The organism is Niastella soli (assembly GCF_017742245.1).
Taxonomy (GTDB): domain Bacteria; phylum Bacteroidota; class Bacteroidia; order Chitinophagales; family Chitinophagaceae; genus Niastella; species Niastella soli.
Genome location: NZ_JAGHKO010000017.1, coordinates 52,464 through 70,612, shown reverse-complemented (window position 1 = coordinate 70,612; position 18,149 = coordinate 52,464). Strand labels below are relative to the sequence as shown.

At 43.2% G+C, this 18,149-nt stretch carries 16 protein-coding genes; 11 read left to right on the top strand and 5 right to left on the bottom strand.

Annotated elements, in window-relative coordinates; translation table 11 throughout:
• Window positions 1–19: 19 nt before the first annotated feature.
• From J7I42_RS31115 to J7I42_RS31105, 3 genes are read left to right on the top strand one after another with little or no spacing between them, the layout of a single operon-like run.
• Window positions 20–3,403, top strand: a complete 3,384-nt coding sequence (locus J7I42_RS31115; protein WP_209143686.1) for a TonB-dependent receptor — start codon at window positions 20–22, stop codon at window positions 3,401–3,403.
• A gap of 27 nt (window positions 3,404–3,430) precedes the next feature.
• The gene (locus J7I42_RS31110) at window positions 3,431–5,122 is read left to right on the top strand and encodes a RagB/SusD family nutrient uptake outer membrane protein (protein WP_209143684.1); all 1,692 of its coding nucleotides are present in this window, start codon (window positions 3,431–3,433) and stop codon (window positions 5,120–5,122) included.
• A 47-nt stretch (window positions 5,123–5,169) separates the two neighbouring features.
• Window positions 5,170–6,162: a discoidin domain-containing protein gene (locus J7I42_RS31105; RefSeq protein WP_209143682.1), complete on the top strand. Its 993-nt coding sequence runs from the start codon at window positions 5,170–5,172 to the stop codon at window positions 6,160–6,162.
• Window positions 6,163–6,213: 51 nt separating this feature from the next.
• Here J7I42_RS31105 and J7I42_RS31100 read toward each other — a convergent pair whose 3' ends face one another.
• Window positions 6,214–6,534 carry a LytR/AlgR family response regulator transcription factor gene (locus tag J7I42_RS31100; RefSeq protein ID WP_209143680.1) on the bottom strand — a complete coding sequence of 107 codons (321 nt, stop codon included), beginning with the start codon at window positions 6,532–6,534 and terminating at the stop codon, window positions 6,214–6,216.
• Between the two features lie 487 nt (window positions 6,535–7,021).
• Here J7I42_RS31100 and J7I42_RS31095 point away from each other — a divergent pair, with 487 nt between their 5' ends.
• The 5 genes from J7I42_RS31095 to J7I42_RS31075 all read left to right on the top strand — a co-directional run bounded on the left by J7I42_RS31095 (window position 7,022) and on the right by J7I42_RS31075 (window position 11,092).
• Window positions 7,022–7,591: a hypothetical protein gene (locus tag J7I42_RS31095; protein WP_209143678.1), complete on the top strand. Its 570-nt coding sequence runs from the start codon at window positions 7,022–7,024 to the stop codon at window positions 7,589–7,591.
• A gap of 63 nt (window positions 7,592–7,654) precedes the next feature.
• Window positions 7,655–8,299: a hypothetical protein gene (locus tag J7I42_RS31090; protein WP_209143676.1), complete on the top strand. Its 645-nt coding sequence runs from the start codon at window positions 7,655–7,657 to the stop codon at window positions 8,297–8,299.
• A gap of 394 nt (window positions 8,300–8,693) precedes the next feature.
• A complete protein-coding gene (locus J7I42_RS31085; RefSeq protein WP_209143674.1) occupies window positions 8,694–9,326 on the top strand; it encodes a hypothetical protein in 633 nt (210 codons plus the stop codon).
• Window positions 9,327–10,385 carry a sensor histidine kinase gene (locus J7I42_RS31080; protein WP_209143672.1) on the top strand — a complete coding sequence of 353 codons (1,059 nt, stop codon included), beginning with the start codon at window positions 9,327–9,329 and terminating at the stop codon, window positions 10,383–10,385. It begins immediately after the preceding gene.
• Complete coding sequence (locus J7I42_RS31075; RefSeq protein WP_209143670.1) at window positions 10,382–11,092, top strand: LytR/AlgR family response regulator transcription factor; 711 nt, start codon at window positions 10,382–10,384, stop codon at window positions 11,090–11,092. The genes J7I42_RS31080 and J7I42_RS31075 overlap by 4 nt, the downstream gene beginning before the upstream one ends.
• Here J7I42_RS31075 and J7I42_RS31070 read toward each other — a convergent pair.
• The 4 genes from J7I42_RS31070 to J7I42_RS31055 all read right to left on the bottom strand — a co-directional run bounded on the left by J7I42_RS31070 (window position 11,082) and on the right by J7I42_RS31055 (window position 14,719).
• Window positions 11,082–11,297 carry a hypothetical protein gene (locus tag J7I42_RS31070; RefSeq protein ID WP_209143668.1) on the bottom strand — a complete coding sequence of 72 codons (216 nt, stop codon included), beginning with the start codon at window positions 11,295–11,297 and terminating at the stop codon, window positions 11,082–11,084. The genes J7I42_RS31075 and J7I42_RS31070 overlap by 11 nt on opposite strands.
• 39 nt (window positions 11,298–11,336) lie before the next feature.
• Window positions 11,337–12,239 (bottom strand): hypothetical protein, encoded by a 903-nt coding sequence (locus tag J7I42_RS31065; RefSeq protein ID WP_209143666.1) that lies wholly within the window; start codon window positions 12,237–12,239, stop codon window positions 11,337–11,339.
• On the bottom strand, window positions 12,239–13,696 hold the full coding sequence (locus J7I42_RS31060) for an MBOAT family O-acyltransferase (protein WP_209143664.1): 1,458 nt from the start codon (window positions 13,694–13,696) through the stop codon (window positions 12,239–12,241). The genes J7I42_RS31065 and J7I42_RS31060 overlap by 1 nt, the downstream gene beginning before the upstream one ends.
• 108 nt (window positions 13,697–13,804) lie before the next feature.
• A complete protein-coding gene (locus J7I42_RS31055) occupies window positions 13,805–14,719 on the bottom strand; it encodes an SMP-30/gluconolactonase/LRE family protein (protein WP_209143662.1) in 915 nt (304 codons plus the stop codon).
• A gap of 185 nt (window positions 14,720–14,904) precedes the next feature.
• Between J7I42_RS31055 and J7I42_RS31050 the strand changes: the two genes are divergently transcribed.
• The 3 genes from J7I42_RS31050 (at window position 14,905) to J7I42_RS31040 (ending at window position 18,077) form a co-directional block, all read left to right on the top strand.
• Window positions 14,905–16,035 (top strand): ABC transporter ATP-binding protein, encoded by a 1,131-nt coding sequence (locus tag J7I42_RS31050; RefSeq protein WP_209143660.1) that lies wholly within the window; start codon window positions 14,905–14,907, stop codon window positions 16,033–16,035.
• An 11-nt stretch (window positions 16,036–16,046) separates the two neighbouring features.
• Window positions 16,047–17,345 carry a hypothetical protein gene (locus J7I42_RS31045; RefSeq protein WP_209143658.1) on the top strand — a complete coding sequence of 433 codons (1,299 nt, stop codon included), beginning with the start codon at window positions 16,047–16,049 and terminating at the stop codon, window positions 17,343–17,345.
• 171 nt (window positions 17,346–17,516) lie between these two features.
• Window positions 17,517–18,077, top strand: a complete 561-nt coding sequence (locus tag J7I42_RS31040) for a hypothetical protein (protein WP_209143656.1) — start codon at window positions 17,517–17,519, stop codon at window positions 18,075–18,077.
• The last annotated feature ends 72 nt before the right edge of the window (window positions 18,078–18,149 follow it).

Genomic DNA, 18,149 nt, shown 5'->3' with positions numbered 1-18,149 from the left:
AACCAAAACGTTGCGGCTCATGAAACTAACCGCCATTCTATTAATTGCCGGTTTTATGCAGGTAAGTGCAAACGGCATTTCCCAAACCGTTACGCTTGTCAAAAAACAGGCGCCACTGGTTACTGTTTTCAGGGAAATTCAAAAACAAACAGGGTACCGGTTCTTTTACACGCTCGAACTGCTGGAGAACACCAGCAAGGTAGATGTGGATGTAAAGAACGTACCGTTGAAAGATGTACTTGACAAGTGTTTGGAAAACCAACCGCTGGTATACAGTATTGTCGAAAAGCATGTGATCATTGAGATGAAAGCGACAAAACCGCCTGCTGTTGACCGGTATGCAAAAACGATCAGGGGAACTGTTAAAGATGCCGATGGGAACCCGGTTGTGGGCGCCAACATCATGGTGAAAAATACTACGAGGGGCACCAGCACCAACGCTATGGGGCAGTTCTCGCTGCCTGTAGAAGACAACGATGTGTTGGTGATCTCTGCCATTAATTATGTAACCGTTGAAATACCTGTAGGCAAGGAAGAAACTGTCAGCATCACCATGGAGTTGTCGAAGAAGAATTTGAATGAAGTAGTGGTGATAGGGTATGGTACGCAAAAGGTTGGCAACCTTACCGGGGCAGTCTCCAATGTAAACTCAAAACAACTGGAAAGCCGGCCGCTGGTGAATCTAGCGCAGGGCCTGCAAGGTACTGTTCCGGGGCTGAATGTGAATTTGGGTAATGGGGCGCCGGGGCAGGGTGCTACCTTCAACCTGCGGGGAACAGGCTCCTTCGCCGATGGCAATACAGCGCCGTTGGTGTTGGTAGATGGAGTAGTGATGGACCCCAATCTCATCAGTCCCGATGATGTGGCCGATGTAACGGTACTGAAAGATGCTGCTTCAGCTGCCATTTATGGAGGCCGGGCCGCATTTGGCGTTATACTCATCACTACAAAAAAAGGAAAGCCTAATGCGGGCATGAAAATAAGTTACTCGGGCAACTATACTATCTCGCATCCTACCCGGATGCCCGACTACCTCAATGGTCCCGAATACATCGACATGTTCAGGGCCGCACAAAGAAATTCATCGGGTGGTACTTACCAGAACTTTACCGATCAGGATTCTATCATGGCATTGGCTTATTATAAAGATCCGGCCAATAATCCTACTGTCTATGTTGATCCGGCCAATCCGAATTTGTATCGTTATGTGGGCAATACCAACTGGATAAAAGAATTGTATCCCGGCTGGCAGCCCATGACGAACCACAACCTGTCGGTTTCAGGTGGTGAAGGAAAAACAACCTATATGGCCAGCCTGGGTTATTATAACCAGAAAGGATTGTTAAAGGAAGCGAACCAGGAATATAACCGCTATAACGCCACGCTGAAAGTAAATACCAAAGCTACCAGCTGGCTGGAGCTGAATTTTAAAACAACGCTCAATCATACTGATCTCAATACACCGAACGGCACCAAATTCAATGATACCAATTCGCTGTACAGCGCATTTATTCCAACCGATCTTAAACCCATTATGCCGGTATACCACCCTGATGGCCATTTTTCAGGACAGGGAAGTTTCACCAATCAGTTTGCATTGATGGAATTGAACGGCCGGCAAAAGTATGCGGTCAATGACCTTTGGTTGTCTGGTGGTGTAGTAATAAAACCGGTGAACCATGTACGAATTGTGGCCGACTATACCTGGAATACTTATAACTATAATAGAACGCAGCATTACAAAGCATTTAATGAATACGGCGCCAATGGCGTATTACTGGGTACTTATCCCTGGACAACTCCAAGCCGCTTGTATCAGACCAACAGCAATAACACCTATTATGCGTTGAATGGGTATATTGAATATGAAAACACCTTTGCACAGAAACATTATGTAAAGGCAATGGCAGGTTATAACGAGGAGTTGAAACAGAACAGGGACTTTTCTGTAACTGCCAAAAACCTGATCGATCCAACGATGCCCAGTCTGGTACCCAATTATGATCCGGCACCTGTAGTAGGCGCCTTACAGAATGAATGGGCGGTTAGCGGATCGTTCTTCCGGGTGAATTATATTTTCGATAATAAATACCTGTTAGAGGTGAATGGCCGCTACGACGGTACTTCCCGCTTCCCTCGCGGCAACCGTTACATTTTTGCACCATCTGTATCGGGCGGCTGGCGGATCTCGGAAGAAAAATTCTTCGCCCCGCTCACAAAATATGTTGACCAGTTAAAGGTGAGAGCGTCCTATGGTACACTGGGCAACCAGGCTACCAAAAGCCCTTATCCTTATATAGCAACTATGCCGGTTGGTCAAACAGGTTATGTATTCGATAATAATCTTACCAGCCCGTATGTTGGTGCGCCCAACCTGGTGAATGCCAATTTTACCTGGGAAAAAGTAACTACGTTCAACCTGGGCGCTGATGCATCGGTCCTTGACAGCAGGCTCAATATCAGTTTTGACCGCTATACCCGCACTACCCGCGACATGCTGGTAGGGTCCTTTCCTTTACCTGCTATCTTAGGTACTGACCCGCCATCGCGCAATGCCGCTGAATTGAGAACAAAAGGCTGGGAATTGAACCTGGCATGGAAAGACAAAGCCCTGCACGACCTGCATTATAGTGTAACCTTCAACCTGTCTGATTATTCTTCCACCGTTACCAGGTACGATCTCAATCCAACCGGGCTTACCAGTAATTATTACGAGGGGTACAAGTTTGGTGATGTCTGGGGCTATACAACCGATGGCTTTTTTCAATCGCAGGAAGAAGTGCAGAAATCCCCGTCACAAAACGGACTTGGGTACAGCCGTTGGGTGGCAGGTGATATTAAATACCACGACATGAATGGCGATGGTAAAATTGATGTGGGTGATAATACGTTGAAAAATCCCGGCGACCAGCGTGTTATCGGGAACACTACAGCCCGTTACCGTTTTGGTTTGAACCTGTCGGCTGAATACAAAGGGTTTGATGCCACGCTGTTCTTTCAAGGGGTGCTTAAAAGAGATTACTGGTTAGGCGGCACCTATTTCTGGGCCTTTGCCGATGATGAATGGGGCGTTCCTGTGAAATCTCAACTGGATAGCTGGACACCACAGAACCCGAATGCCTATTATCCTTTAACACAATTTGGCGCCTGGTGGGACCATCAAAACCAAACAAAGTATAAGCAAAATGCAGCCTATACCCGGCTGAAGCAGGCTACTATCGGTTATTCATTGCCGTCGACTATGTTGAAAAAATATAAGATCGACCGCATAAGAGTGTATGTTACCGGACAAAATCTTTTTGAGATCACCAAACTGCATGAAGGCTTTGATCCGGAATTGCTGAGCGCCATTGCCTACCCATTAAGCCGGGCAGTTACATTCGGTCTGCAATTGGGACTGTAATTTCTTAATACCAAACATCACCCGATCATGAAAAAGATCATTTCAATAGCATTTCTTTCAATAATAGCCTTCGGCGCCTGTAAGAAAGAAGATTTTCTTGACAGGTTTCCGCAGGATGCCATAAGCGAGCCTACTTATTTTAAAAATGAGAACGATCTGAAGCTGTTCATAAACAAGTTTTATGACACGTTACCGGTGCAAAGCCCATCGTTCCAAAGTATCTACAACGATTTTAATTCCGATAATTTCGCTCCTGCGGCCATTGACCAGTTCCTGGCAAATCAGTTGACCGTACCACCAAGTGGCGGCGGCTGGTCAAATTCAACCTGGTCAAATATCCGTAGTGTTAATTACTTTTTGCAACGCTATAACAAGGCGGAGGCAGATGCTACAACAAAAGGGTATTATGCTGGCGAAGCCCATTTTTTCAGGGCGTTCTTTTACTGGCAAAAAGTACAACGGTTTGGCGCCGTTCCCTGGTTGTCAACAGACCTAACAGATACTTCACTGACGCAGTTGTACGGTCCTCGCCAGCCGCATACTGTAGTAATGGATTCTGTGCTGGCCGATCTGAACTTTGCAGTGGCCAATGCGGCCGAAGCCACCAATACGCAGTTTGCCGGTCGTATTACTAAAGACGTAGCCCAGGCTTTGAAATCGCGCATCTGTTTATGGGAAGGTACTTATCGTAAATACTGGGGACTGACCGGCGATCAAACCTGGTTACGCGAATGTGTTACCGCCTCAGAAGCATTAATAAACAGCGGCCGCTACGCTATTTACAAAACAGGCAATCCTTCAACAGACTATTACAATCTATTTATTCAGGAAGAATTAAAAGGCAATAAAGAAGCTATCCTGGCCAGAAGATATGTAAAGGATGTGAACATGCAAACTACCACCCGTGATATCTCCAACGTATGGCCTGCGTTGAGCAAGAATTTCGTTCGTTCATTTTTGTGTTCAGATGGATTGCCAACTTCACTAAGTACATTGTATAAAGGCGATGATTCGTTAGACCAGGAAAAACTCAACCGCGACCCCCGGTTCACCCAGATCATTGCTACACGCGGTTTTTCATTTAAGAATAATGTAGATGGTTCTAAAGACCTGATGACACTCCCCCGCATTCCATCCATAGTTACAGGGTATGGCGCCATAAAAGCGTATAGCCCTGATCCTGTACAGTGGAACATCAACCAGTCAACCCTTGATCTGTTTATTTTCCGCTATGCAGAAACATTGCTCAACTATGCCGAAGCAAAAGCAGAATTGGGTGAAGCCGATCAAACCGTGATCAACAATTCCATTAATAAGATCCGCGACCGCGTAGGCATGATACCCATGGTGATCGCTTCATTAGTAAAGGATCCCAAATCAGATTTTCCCGGACTGCCGGTATTGATAGATGAGATAAGAAGAGAGAGAAGGATTGAACTGGTAGGGGAAGGGTTCCGCTACGATGACCTGGTACGCTGGAAAGCAGGTAAACTGATCGAGAATCCCGAAACCATTCTGGGGATGAAGCTGGTACCTGCCATCCGCGCGCAATATCCTGCCGCCCAGATCAGCAGCATACAGGTTGATGCCAATAATTACATCCGGGTATATACGAATATTTCAGCAAGGAGCTGGAACGATAAGTTATACCTGCATCCGTTACCAATTGACCAGTTGACGCTGAACCCGGCGCTGGCGCCGCAAAACCCTGGCTGGTAATAACAGGTTTCAACACTAAACTGTAATGCTTATTAAAAAAGAGAACAATGAAAAAACTAATTATAAATTCTTTAAGCTGCTGTCTTATTCTGGCAACAGGCAGTTGCAAAAAAGATAAAACCTTTTCAGAAGAAAGCGGGGATGTTAAGATCTATATGTCGCAGGCGGTAAGCAACAATGCTGATAACAATGGCTACACCACCATTTCAGTGGTACAACGGGCAACAGGGCAGGTCGATAGCCTGTTCTTGTTTGAGGTAAATGCCTACTTTGGCGGCTCAGGCTACCCGCATGCACCCGGTGATGTACAGGTAAGCTTTCAATTGGATTATAGCAAATGGGACTCCATAAATGCCGACAGACAAAAGGCCGGTCTTCCGCTGTTTGAAAAGATCCCCGACAGTGTATTTTCATTCCCCAACACTACAGCAGTAATTAAAAGCGGCAACAACATCAGTGAGAATATTGTATTTAAGATAAGCTCAAAAAAGATCCAGAAAGATCACAACTACATGATCCCACTGGGTATTGCAAGCGTTAATAACGGGTATCAGATCAATACACAAAAAGGCACTGCCTACTTTTTAGTAAAAGCAGAGGACCCTTCGTTGGATCGTAAAAACTGGACCATTAACGAATTCGACTCACAGGAAGCCTCAGGAGAAGGCCCCAACAACGGCCGCGCGGTATTTGTGCTGGATGGCAATACCAGTACTTTCTGGACGAGCCAATGGGATGGGGTTGAACCGCCATTGCCACACCACGTGTCAATAGATATGCATGCAACAATAACGCTGAATGGGGTAATAATAACCCGCAGACAAAATGTGACCAATGGGTCACCCAAAGCATTTACTGTAGATGTGAGCACCGATGGTACTAACTGGAAGACAGCCGGCACATATGAACTGGCATCTGTAAATGCGAAACAGTTCTTTGTGTTTGTCACGCCCATGTCCGCAAGGTATTTCAGAATTACAGTTACAACTGTATGGGGCGTAGCCAACTCCACCTTCTTATCTGAGATAGGCGCTTTTTAAACTGTTCTCTCTAATACATTAACCCCGACCGCAGCGTCGGGGTTTTTTATTTTATTCAATCACATTCAATTGACCAAGTACTGTTTTGTATAACTTCCTGGAAATAGGAATAGCGGTTTTGCCCACTTTTACGGTGTCTTTTTCCACATTAACGATGTGAAGAATGGAAACTGCCCATCCACGATGTGTTTTAATAAAAAGTTCGGGTGGCAGTTTTTTTAAAGCGTTTAATAGGGTTGACCGTACCATAAAGAGTTTATAATTTCTTAGCACAACTTCCGTATAGTTTCCCATTGCTCTTAAAAACAGTACGTCTTCAGGATTAACAGGTAACAGTTGTTTTGATTTCCATACAAAAAAGGGTATCATCATAACGTATAAGCTTTATAGTTAACGGTAGTACAATTTAATAAAAAAAATAGGTAACAAAAAAATATTGCATTATTACTCAATTCCTCCTCAATGGTACCTTATTGGTACCTCTTTGCCTCCTCTTTGGGTCCTCGGAATTCGAGGTCTTTCGTGGAGAAATCGAGGATGAGCCGGGGAGAAGGCGGGGAGAAGGTGTCATTCATCACAGAACTGTTACCATTCACCCCAGGGTAGTTGTAGTTCCGTCCCAAAAAATGGAGCGTTCCCGAGGAAAAATTACCAACCGTCACAAAAGGTATGCATTTCGTCACATCATGAAGGCAACTCTGGCACATTTCCGTAAAATGGGAAAGCGAGCTGTTTTAGTTTTGTGTCATCAGTCGCCGCAATGGAGTTTCGCTCAGGGCTAGCAGATAGAGCGAGTCTGTGAATCCTCTCCGGCAGCGACTGCAGTCATAACATTTTTCATCTTTAAACATTTATTAAAATGGCACATTCTAATAACAGCCTGGTAACAGGCAAACTAAGAGGTTCACTCGGTAAAGAACTCGTATTTCGTGAGTGGGCGGGGAAAACAGTAGTAGCCAAGGCGCCTAAAAAGCGGAAGGGGGAACCAACCGCCAAACAAGTTGAAATTCAGGAAAAATTCCTGATCGCTTCACGATATGCAAAGGCAATTGTAGAAAGTGCAGATAAAAGCATGGCGGAAGCCTATGCTGCTGTACTAAAACCCCGGCAAAATGTGTATAGCAGGGCGCTGGAAGATTTTATGTCTCCACCCATTGTAAAAAGCATCGATACACGTGATTATAAAGGCACTGCAGGCAACAAGATCGTTGTTCGTGCCATTGATGATTTCCGTGTTGTAGATGTACAGGTGGAAATATATGCCGCCAATGGCACGCTCCTGGAAACTGGCAAGGCAATTCAGGCCATCTATGGTCTTGATTGGACCTACACGGCCACGCAGGCTAATACCCCGCTGGCTGGTACTAAAATCAAAGCCATTGCTACCGATGTTCCGGGAAATGACGGAATATTGGACGTATCTTTGTAGTGCTTACCGGGTCCCGACGGGTAGGCCGTCGGGACCCTTTTTGTTTCATTACAATCAAATGATATGAGCAAGTTATCGAAGCGGCATTTTTGGGAATGGTTCAAGCGAAACAACAAAGAATATCTCGACCTGAATAATAAAACAAAAAAAGAAGCTACTTACTGGTTAAATGAATTGAATGCGCACTTACGCGCCTATTACAAGTTCTTTGAATACAGAATAAGTTTGCCTGATAAAGGGATTCCAAATTTGACTATTACTGTAAGCGGCAAGGCCATGCATTTTAAAAAGGTTGATCTATTTGTGGCCACTGCACCGGAAATAGCTGGCTGGCAAATAAGTGCACTCGAAGATCCTATGCCCATTGAATTCCTATTGGAAAAGCATATGGAAAGTACCGGTATTCATCCGGCTGAATTTAGTTTTTCTTTTGCCAGCGAAGATCCTGAAGATACCAATGTTATAATCTATCATCCTTTATGCACCCCTCAAAATGAAGGACCTTATTTACAACTGGCATATGCAGCCGTATACAATCTTGTAGGGGAGCGTGCTTTTGGGTTGGATATCGGGCAACTGGAAATGTCTAATTTATCCACCGCCGACCCCGATGATGTGTATCCACTGGAAGAATTATTAATTCATATTTCTTTACGTAAACCTGCTATGGTGGTAGGTCCTAATGGTACATTGGAAGGTCTGATTTGAAATAACTGAAAAACCCCTTTCTCGGCTTAACCGAGACCGGGGTTTCAATTTATTCTTTTAGCTATTTTCTATCCCTGTCTGATACACGAAAAAACTGGCTGTCACTGCTGCTGTTCTGTGCTCGGTCACATTGCCCACCGTTTTTTGATAGTGCAAAGTTCCGGAAAGAGTGCCTGCTACCAGTTCTCCCATGTTTCCTTTTGTATAGTAATATTCGATACTGCAGTAATGTTCCCTTTACCGGTATTGATGCTGGCACTTACTGCTACCAGGTTATTGGCTGGAATATCAGCCGGTGTTTTCCGGTTTTACCCCCCGTTTTTTGGTGTTTGCCGGAATTATTTTACCGCCCCTTTACTTCGTTCTTATTTTACGGTAACAAAAAATTGAAACAATGAAAACAAAGATCATCTTGCTTCTTGCCGTGATAGTGATATTTATCCTGCCGGGATGTGTCTATTCCCTATATCCGCTTTACACCAACAACGATCTGGTATATGATAGTAAACTGGAAGGGGTATGGAGTGAGCCGGGTTCCAAAGACGTTTGGAAATTTGAGAACCTGTTTCAGCATGAACTGGCGCCTTATAAAGGCAAAGAACGTGCTGAAAAGGAAAACTTTAAAAAGCAGTTCATTAATAAAAATACATATCTGTTGACCTATACCGAAAACGGGGAAACAAAAAAAATGCAGGTGAATATGGCCAAACTGGATGATAACCTGTTTTTAGATATCTTTCCTGAGTCATTAAATTTAAAGAACAGTTTTTTTGAAGATCTGTATGTGCCTGTCCATACGTATGCTAAAATAAAGATGGTGGGTGACCGGTTTGAATTGTATTTCATTAATACCGAATTACTAAATAAATTACTGGAGCAAAACACGATCAGAATTAAACATGAATCATTGGATTACTATAAAATAATTACCGCTTCTACTGAAGACCTGCAAAAATTTATAAAGAAATATGCCGACCGGGAAGACCTGTTTATAAAACCAACCGTGTTTACTAAAAGCGTTCAATAATTGGAAAAGTCAAAAAAAATTATAAGCGAATACAGGATATTACAACATATCCTGTATTGGTGCGTGTCGTACTATTACCTGATCCACTTCTTTTCTATTACCAATAACATTGAAACGATCGACTACATCTATACGGCAGTATTTCATATAACCATTGTGCTGGCCGTTTATGTCAACCTGTTTGTTTTGGTTCCCCGGTTATTGGGAAGAAAGAAGTATTTGTTATTCGTATTATGCGTGATAGCGCTGTTAGCCATAACGGCCTGGTTAAATAGTTTCATCTACAATTATGCCATCGACTTCTTTTTGCCGAACTACTTCTTTGTTTCCAACTTCAGCTTTTGGCAGCTGGTACAATTTGGGTTTGTGTATGTGGCCATTACCACCTTGTTAAAGTTATCCCGCGCCTGGTTTAAATTGCTGGAATCCCAAAACCACCTGATCAGGCTGGAAAAGGAAAAGGCCAATACCGAGCTGCTGTTCCTGAAAATGCAGATCAATCCGCACTTTTTGTTCAACAGCCTGAATAATATTTATTCCCTGGCGCTGAAAAAGGATACAATGGCTCCAACAAGTATCCTGAAGCTGGCCGAAGTGATGCGGTATATGATCTATGAATCGAATGAGAATGCGGTGCCTTTGCAAAAAGAAATTGAGTACCTGAATAATTATATAGATCTACAAAAGCTCCGCACCCGGGATAATGCTTCGGTTGTATGTAACATAACCGGCGAACCGGCAAACAGGTACATTGCGCCATTGATCCTGCTGGTATTTATTGAGAATGGGTTTAAACACGGTATAAAAGCCACCATACATCAGTCGTATGTGAACATACAAATAAATATAACCGATGAACAATTGCAGATGCGGGTGGAGAACAGCAAGGGGGTGATTGATGAGGTGGAGAAGGACGCCAATCGGGGGCTTGGGCTGGAAAATGTAAAAAGAAGACTGGAATTATTGTACCCGGGAAAATATGAATTGACCATACACGATACCGACAAAAAATATCTGGCTGTATTACAGCTTCCATTACAAAAAAGGAACAACCAATGAAGATAAGGTCCCTGATCGTAGATGATGAACCACTTTCGCAGGAAATTCTTGAAACGTATAGCAAGGACCTGCCGGTTATTGAACTGGTGCAAACCTGTAACAATGCCCTGGAAGCGTTGGAGGCCTTAAAACAGCATGACATTCAGTTGATCTTCCTTGATATAAATATGCCCATGCTGTCAGGTATAAACATGGTTAAAACGCTTACTGCGCCCCCCGCAATAATCTTTACCAGCGCCTACGCCGAATACGCCATCGATGGGTTCGACCTGGATGCGATCGATTACCTGGTAAAACCCTTTTCATTTGAACGGTTTGTAAAAGCCGTTAATAAAGTACGCGATAAACTGGATACACAAAATGCCGCTGCCTTGCTAAAACAAACGCATAAAGAGCAGGACTTCATTGTTATTAAGGCCGATAAAAAATTATACAAGCTCGATTATGACGATATTATCTATTTTACTTCCGTAGGCGATTATGTAAAGGTCTTTACAAAACAGGGCAAAGTGATCATTACCAATGAGACCCTCCGCAATATTGAAATGAGCCTGCCCGGCGAATTGTTTGTAAGGACCCATAAATCCTACATCGTTTCCATTAAAGCCATCCGCTATATAGAAGGCAATCAGGTAATGGTTGATAACAATCCCATTCCTATTGGATTAACCTATAAGGAGGAGCTGATAAACAGGTTTAATGCTTAATATAAGGATGGTCGTTTGATAGCAGCGTATCTTTGAGAATGTTAGTTGCAACAGTGGCGCCTTTGTCATTTAAGTGATCGATGTCATAAAATAGACTGTCTGCGGCCAGTAAATGATTGTTCTGCAGGTTTATATATTTAGTATTGGTACTGTGCGAAAGGCTGTCAATTAACTGATAGTTCCTTTTAAGAAGTGCGGGGTCCAAAAGAGAACATATTATCTATTGTATAGTAATATATTATTTTTATTGCATGTTAATGATGAAATCCCTGATTATCCCAGTGGCAATAACGGCGCCTTTGTCGTTTAAGTGGTCAATATCGAAGAATAGGCTGTCGGCAGCCAATGAAGGGTAGGTTTGCATGTTAATGTAGGTGGCGGTGGTGTGGTGCAGGAGGCTGTCTATTAACTGTTTGTTCTTGTTAACCAGATTGGTATCGAGGTAAGGGTAGAAAGGTTGACATACCGGCATGGTTACTAAAATGGTTTTGATCTGCTTTTGTTGAAGGGTTGAAATAAAGTTCAATAACCTGTTATAGATCTGACGGCTGCTGGTGGTATCTATCCAGTAAGTATTCCAGTCGATTATTTTTCGCTGGTATTTTTTTAATCTGTAGTTCGGGTCAGCTTTTGACAGATCCGCAAACTCGGCCCGGTAGCCCATAATGGTATCATATTGATCGTCTTTACAGTGTTCGTTTATTAAAAACCCACAGGTAAATACATGATACCTTTTAAAAAAATAAGATTTAATAAATTCATCTTTTAAATTCCAGTGATGATACAATTTAGGGGCAGCGTCTTCCCGCTTTCCTGTAAAATAAAAAGAGAAATAATCGATCGGGAAGATCACATATTTTAAATGGGGTAACTGGTCCAGGTTCTTCTCTATTATTTCCATATCCAGTTCTGCCGGTTTGCCCTCTTCGGCAAGGTTCAGGGTTTTGACGGGAAGCAGGGTGGGATTGATCCCATTTAAGGTATGGCTGGTACCTGCTATCAGGCATTGCACGCTTCCCTTGTTCTGTTCAAATAATTGCCGCTTCAGGGTTACTATCCGGTCTTGTTCCTGGCGAAGCCCTATCAGAAACAGCGCCAGCGCCGGGATAATAGATAGTGTAATTATTTTTACAATAAACTTTTTCATCAGAACTGAAAATAAATAAATGACATGTTTTCTTTTTGTATAATGGCATTCAACAGGAATAATGCCGTAAGTGTGTAAATAGTATACATCACCACCCTTGAGCTCAGGGCTGCGAACACATTTCTCTTTGAAATTTCCAGCCTTCTTTCATTTCTTCTGAACTGCCAGTCTATTATTAGCAAGGGCAGAATGTAAAAGAAAATGGAAAGGTAGGAGAGGGATTCAGCAGGGTTTCGGTAATTGGTAAAGATGCTTTTTACATAATCAACCGCATTACTCATATTGTGTATTCTAAAGAAGATCCAGGCAAAGGATACAAAACAAAATGTGGTGAACATTTGCAGCAGTTCTTTACCATTGGGCCATAACCTGTCGGCAGCCACCACTTCTTTAACATGCGTACGATTGCGGTCTAGTAATAATAATGGCAGGAATCCACAGGCATGTATAAACCCCCAGGCAATAAAATTCCAACTGGCGCCATGCCAGAACCCGCTGACCAGGAAAATGATAAAAGTATTTCTGACCGCTTTCCCTTTACCATCCTTTGAGCCACCCAGTGGAATGTACAGGTAATCCCGGAACCAGGATGACAGTGAGATATGCCATCTTCGCCAGAACTCGGCTATATCTCTTGAAAAATAAGGGAACCTGAAGTTACTTAGCAGTTCAAACCCGAATAGTTTGGCCGTACCCAGGGCAATGTCTGAATAGCCGCTAAAATCGCCATAGATCTGAAAGGAGAAAGCAATGGTGCCAAGTACAAGGGTGATACCGTTATGCTCGGGATAATTATTGAAAATATTGTCGGCTATTGATGCGAGGCTGTCGGCTACCACTACTTTTTTAAACATGCCCCATAAGATCAGCCGGCATCCTTCAACGGCCTGCCTGTAATTGAAAATGCGCCTGTTTTGGATCTGTGGCAGCAGGTGCGTGGCCCGTTCAATAGGCCCTGCTACCAGTAACGGGAAAAAGGCTACGAAAACCGCATACTCAATAAAATTGGAAATAGGTTTTTGTTTTCCCCGGTATATGTCAAATACATATGACATGCCATGGAAAGTGTAAAATGAAATGCCGATAGGCAGCCCGATCTGCAATAGAACGGGATGAATATGCAGTCCCAGCATTTCAAACCCCAGTTGAAATTGTTGGGCGAAAAAGTTGTAATACTTGAATACGGCGAGTATACCCAGGTTGTTAATAACACTCAACCATAAAAAGAGCCGTGCTTTTTTCCGGTTTGGGGACGCAACCGAAAATCCATATACATAATCAAGAAAAGTACTCAGTGCCAGCAGTGCCATAAATTGCCAACTCCACCAGCCATAGAAAAAATAGCTGGCTATAAGCAACAGGCAATTTTGCCAGCGCAATTGCTTATTGAACACATACCAGTATAAGCCAAACACAATGGGCAGGAACACCAAAAATGGCAGGGAATTGAACAGCACAGGGATTGAGTTTTGGTATTAAATGGTAAACTAAATTTAAATAAAAAAGCATTCTGATGAATGCTTTTAGTTATGATCTTCGTAATGATCCAGGTCATGATTCTGCGGCTACTCAACGCCTTTGACTTTCATTTCTATTTCATAAATAGCTTCCGAAGCGGTGATGAATAATTTATTTCGTTGTTTACCGTAAAATGCAACATTGGCTGTCCATTTTTCGGGAATATCAATATGGGCGATCTGTTGGCCCTGGTTGTTGAAAACAGTAACGCCCTTGCCTGTAAGGTATACATTCCCTTTATTATCGATCGTCATTCCATCGGACCCCATGTTCACAAACAACTGCCCATTACTTAAAGTGCCGTCTTTATTAATGGTATAACGGTAAGTTTTATTTCCATTGAGGTCTGAGACGTATAACTGACTTCCATCAAGCGTGCCCACAATGCCATTGGGTCGCTTCATGCTGTCAATTAATGGTTGCGGGGTTTTGCTTCCACGCATCAGGACATACACTTTCTCCGCTTCCATTTCAGGTTTGGTCCTCGTCCACCAGGAACGCTGATAATAAGGGTCAGTGAAATAGATATTACCACCGGGTGAAACCCAAACATCGTTCGGGCCATTTAATTTAAGACCACCCACATCGGTTATCAATACTTTTATTTTTTTGCTTCTGTCAATAGACCAAAGCTGGTTTTGTTCATCGGCACAGGAAATGAGGTTGCCTTTTCTATCGAAATACATTCCGTTCGACCGGCCGGCGCTGTCTAGAAATACGGTTAAACTGCCATCGGTGCCATATTTCCAGATCTTGTTGTTGGGCTGGTCGGTAAAAAAAACATTTCCCTTACTGTCAGTAGCCGGGCCTTCTGTAAAACTGAATTGCCGGGAAATAAGGCGGGGTGTGGCGCCATCGGCTATTATTTTTGATTCCGGTAATTGATTGTCTTGCGCTTTTCCCAATAGGCAGCTACAGTACAAAGCAGCCAGTAATAACATTTTCTTCCATGTGCTATTCATGATCAGTTTGATATTAGGCATTGAAGATACAACGGGGAAAGGTTTTTTTTACAGACAGTACAGGATGGTGGCCCATCTAGATGTGTTTAAGGTCTTGTATGTTATATGTTTAAATATGATTATATAAGCAGGGGTATTTCATTTTTCCGTTTTTTCTTGCATCTTTATGCCAACCAATAGACCCTATGCATACAAGAATTGCAGAAATTCAATCGTACCTGCAGCACCATGATTTTTCCCTGGCCGTAAGAAGAATATTAGATGCTTCCCTCGACACGGCAGACGGGACGTTGTTAAAAGAGGCCATTCAGGTGAGTCAAACCTACCGGCAATATAAAGAAGGGGAACTACCCGCGGCATTTTTTGAATCGGCCAACAGCCTGTTGAGCAAGATCAATGCGGTTACAGAGCGGTTTGCTTTTCAACCCGCCCGGTTGGTAACTGCCAGCGAGATCGGCAAAACTTATGATTCAGGCTATTTCAGTCTGGAACCCATCAGCATTCAGGTAAATACCGGCGATATCCTGGGAGTGGTGGGGGAGAATGGAAATGGTAAAACAACCCTGTTGCGTTGTATGGCCGGACAGCTGGCATTGAGCTCCGGTGAGCTTGATTTCCCGCTGTTGGAACATCCCGACCATTACGCCATAAAACACCACGTGGCGTTTATTCCCCAACGTATTCCCAAATGGTATGGGTTATTGAAAGATAATCTTCATTTTGCGGCCGCTATTGCGGGTGTTACCGGCGAAGAGAATACAACGATGGTTGACTTTATGCTCGAGCGCCTCGATCTTACTCCTTATGCACATCTTACCTGGAACCAGATCAGCAGTGGTTACCGCACCCGGTTTGAGATCGCCCGCATCTTATTACAAAAACCCCGGTTGCTGGTCCTGGATGAACCCCTGGCCAACCTGGATATCAATGCCCAGCAAAGCATTCTCACCGATCTGCGGTTCATGGCCAAGTCGGTGCACAACCCCATGGGCATCTTGTTGAGTTCCCAGCAACTGCATGAAGTGGAAAAGATTGCCGATACGGTACTGCTTATAAAAGATGGCACCTGTCTTTTCAGAACAGGTGAGCAGGAAAAAACGGCCACTGCCTTTGTCATTGAACTGGAAACTACGGCTAACAGGGAAACCTTGTTGCAGGTGTTGGATGGTAAGGGTGAGTTACAATTCAATGGCGGCTTTTATACCATTACCTCAAGCAAATTACCCGCGCAGGAAGTATTATCAACATTGGTGACTGGAAGTATCCCTATTACCTATTTCCGAGACATAACCCATTCAACCAAACGTTTTCTTTAATCCTACTACCTATGAACTTAAACAGACCCCTGATGCCAGGGTTCCTTAAAAGAGCTGAACATAAATTATTGCTGAATAACCCCCTCATCTGGAGTACCCGCGTACACCTGGTTTTGTATTATGGGATCTTATTTAACCTGTTGCTGGCCGGTATTTGTTTTCTGGAACCATCAGATCTCAGGTTTAGATCAAAGTCGATGTACTGGGTAAGTTTTGTAATTATTATTGCCATAATAGGACTTACCGTATGGCTTATTTACCTGCTTCGCTTTAATGTATTCAAGAAGTATGGGAACATTAAGCCGTTGCATGGATTGGTAACATTCCTGTTCTATTTTATTTCTGCGGGAATGATCGTGCTGTCGGTGTTTGTTTATCCGATAGTAGAATGTGTGCGTGCCAACAGGGCGTTTAGCGATAAGGAACTGGTTGGGGATATAAATACTATAAACCTCAGTTTGGCCCAGTTAAACCGTGATTCACTCAATATAAGAAAGTATTATTATTCGGACCTGGAATTTGTGTCCAGTTATTGGATAGATGAGCATATGAGAAAAAAAGTATTGGGTTCAGACGAGATCAGGGATGAGATACTCCGGTATACACCAACGGCTGCAGAATTGGCGGATCTTGAAAAAGAGTATTATGCGCTGCGAAATAAGTATGCGGGGGCTGATGAATTTCCCTATAATAATGAGGTTGAAATGTATGCCTGGGATTCACCCGTTGAAAGAGTGCGGAAGCGATACAAGGCCACTAAAATGATTGACAATATTGGGCGTATTACCGAAAAAAAGTATAGCTTTTCAGGAAGGGAATTGTCGTGGAAAATACGGGCGTTTTATTATTTTACATTAGGCATCACCTTACTCGTATTTTGTTTCAGACAAACAACCGTCCGCACCTTTTTCCTCTCCCTGCTTTCGGGAGTGTTGTTGGGTATTTTAACGGTATTGATCATGGCATTTGGAAGAGCAGAACTTTCCACTGTCACCGGCTGGATGATCTGCTATGCGCTTGTATTTTTTGCGGGCTCCCTCTTTACAATAAGGTGTAATAAAAGAAAGGCGCTGAATGGTATTTTCATCAACCTCTTTGTTTTTATTATACCGGTATTCCCGCTGCTTGTGGTGAGTTTGATCTATGAACTTACAAAATACAATCGTTATAAGTATGTTGGGACCGGCAAATCTTATATGGAGGAATATTTCCGGTATGCAGAGATCGGCGGGCCGGTGTTGTTGCTGATACTACTGGCTACTTTCATTCATAAGATCTACCGGCACTGGTATTCGCTGCCGGAGAATTAAACCTTATTAATACCGTTATTGGTGATAAGATCGCATACGTAAGTTTTGACGAATACAGGAAACTCCATATTACCCGGGATACCAAAGAGGTGACCTTTATTTTAAAGTATGCCAGCTGCCAGGAGGTTAAAAAAGAATATTCAGATAATGTGTTTAAACGATAGTAAGTGTATGAAGCAATTAGTGCTTGTCTATATAGTGTTGTTATTGCCAGCATGCGGTCAACATCCTGCTCCTGTTAAGAAAGAAACGAAGATCGATTCAATGCCAGCACCGCAAACGGTACTGGTTTCCGATACAGCTGCCAGTCAAACTGAGGAAGCACCGGAAAACGAGACTGCCACTTATTATATAGTTCAGGTGGCGGCAGGGCACAATTTCGATTCCTTAAAAGCAATTTCAACCAACGCCGTTTCCATTTTGGGCTCCAGGTTCAACATGCTCGACCGCACTTATAAACCGGGCAAGGGGATCATTGTGCCGGACTCTTCTGATGATGAAATGTATGCGGGGTCGTATTACCCAAGGAGACCTACTGAAGACGAGAACTTTGTGAGCATTGAAATGTCCAATCAATTCTGTAATGAAAAAGCCGATAATGCAGAAATGGTTTCAATAGCCGGCATGTATGCTGCAAAAGGTCAGGCCGATAGCGTGACCAGGCTGCTTAAAGACAAAATCCCTTCCGTAAAAACCATAAAAGAGGACGTGTTCATGGGGTGTATGCATTAATAATGCTCCAATTCAAATTTTGGGTGGTATGATATTTTTTGCCTTCAATCCTTGAGTGAGGCAGTTTTATTT

Bases quoted from the DNA above. Each gene is read 5' to 3' on its own strand.
- J7I42_RS31115 (WP_209143686.1), top strand. From the start codon at position 20: ATGAAACTAACCGCCATTCTATTAATTGCCGGTTTTATGCAGGTAAGT.
- J7I42_RS31110 (WP_209143684.1), top strand. From the start codon at position 3,431: ATGAAAAAGATCATTTCAATAGCATTTCTTTCAATAATAGCCTTCGGC.
- J7I42_RS31105 (WP_209143682.1), top strand. From the start codon at position 5,170: ATGAAAAAACTAATTATAAATTCTTTAAGCTGCTGTCTTATTCTGGCA.
- J7I42_RS31100 (WP_209143680.1), bottom strand. From the start codon at position 6,534: ATGATGATACCCTTTTTTGTATGGAAATCAAAACAACTGTTACCTGTT.
- J7I42_RS31095 (WP_209143678.1), top strand. From the start codon at position 7,022: ATGGCACATTCTAATAACAGCCTGGTAACAGGCAAACTAAGAGGTTCA.
- J7I42_RS31090 (WP_209143676.1), top strand. From the start codon at position 7,655: ATGAGCAAGTTATCGAAGCGGCATTTTTGGGAATGGTTCAAGCGAAAC.
- J7I42_RS31085 (WP_209143674.1), top strand. From the start codon at position 8,694: ATGAAAACAAAGATCATCTTGCTTCTTGCCGTGATAGTGATATTTATC.
- J7I42_RS31075 (WP_209143670.1), top strand. From the start codon at position 10,382: ATGAAGATAAGGTCCCTGATCGTAGATGATGAACCACTTTCGCAGGAA.
- J7I42_RS31065 (WP_209143666.1), bottom strand. From the start codon at position 12,239: ATGAAAAAGTTTATTGTAAAAATAATTACACTATCTATTATCCCGGCG.
- J7I42_RS31055 (WP_209143662.1), bottom strand. From the start codon at position 14,719: ATGAATAGCACATGGAAGAAAATGTTATTACTGGCTGCTTTGTACTGT.
- J7I42_RS31050 (WP_209143660.1), top strand. From the start codon at position 14,905: ATGCATACAAGAATTGCAGAAATTCAATCGTACCTGCAGCACCATGAT.
- J7I42_RS31045 (WP_209143658.1), top strand. From the start codon at position 16,047: ATGAACTTAAACAGACCCCTGATGCCAGGGTTCCTTAAAAGAGCTGAA.
- J7I42_RS31040 (WP_209143656.1), top strand. From the start codon at position 17,517: ATGAAGCAATTAGTGCTTGTCTATATAGTGTTGTTATTGCCAGCATGC.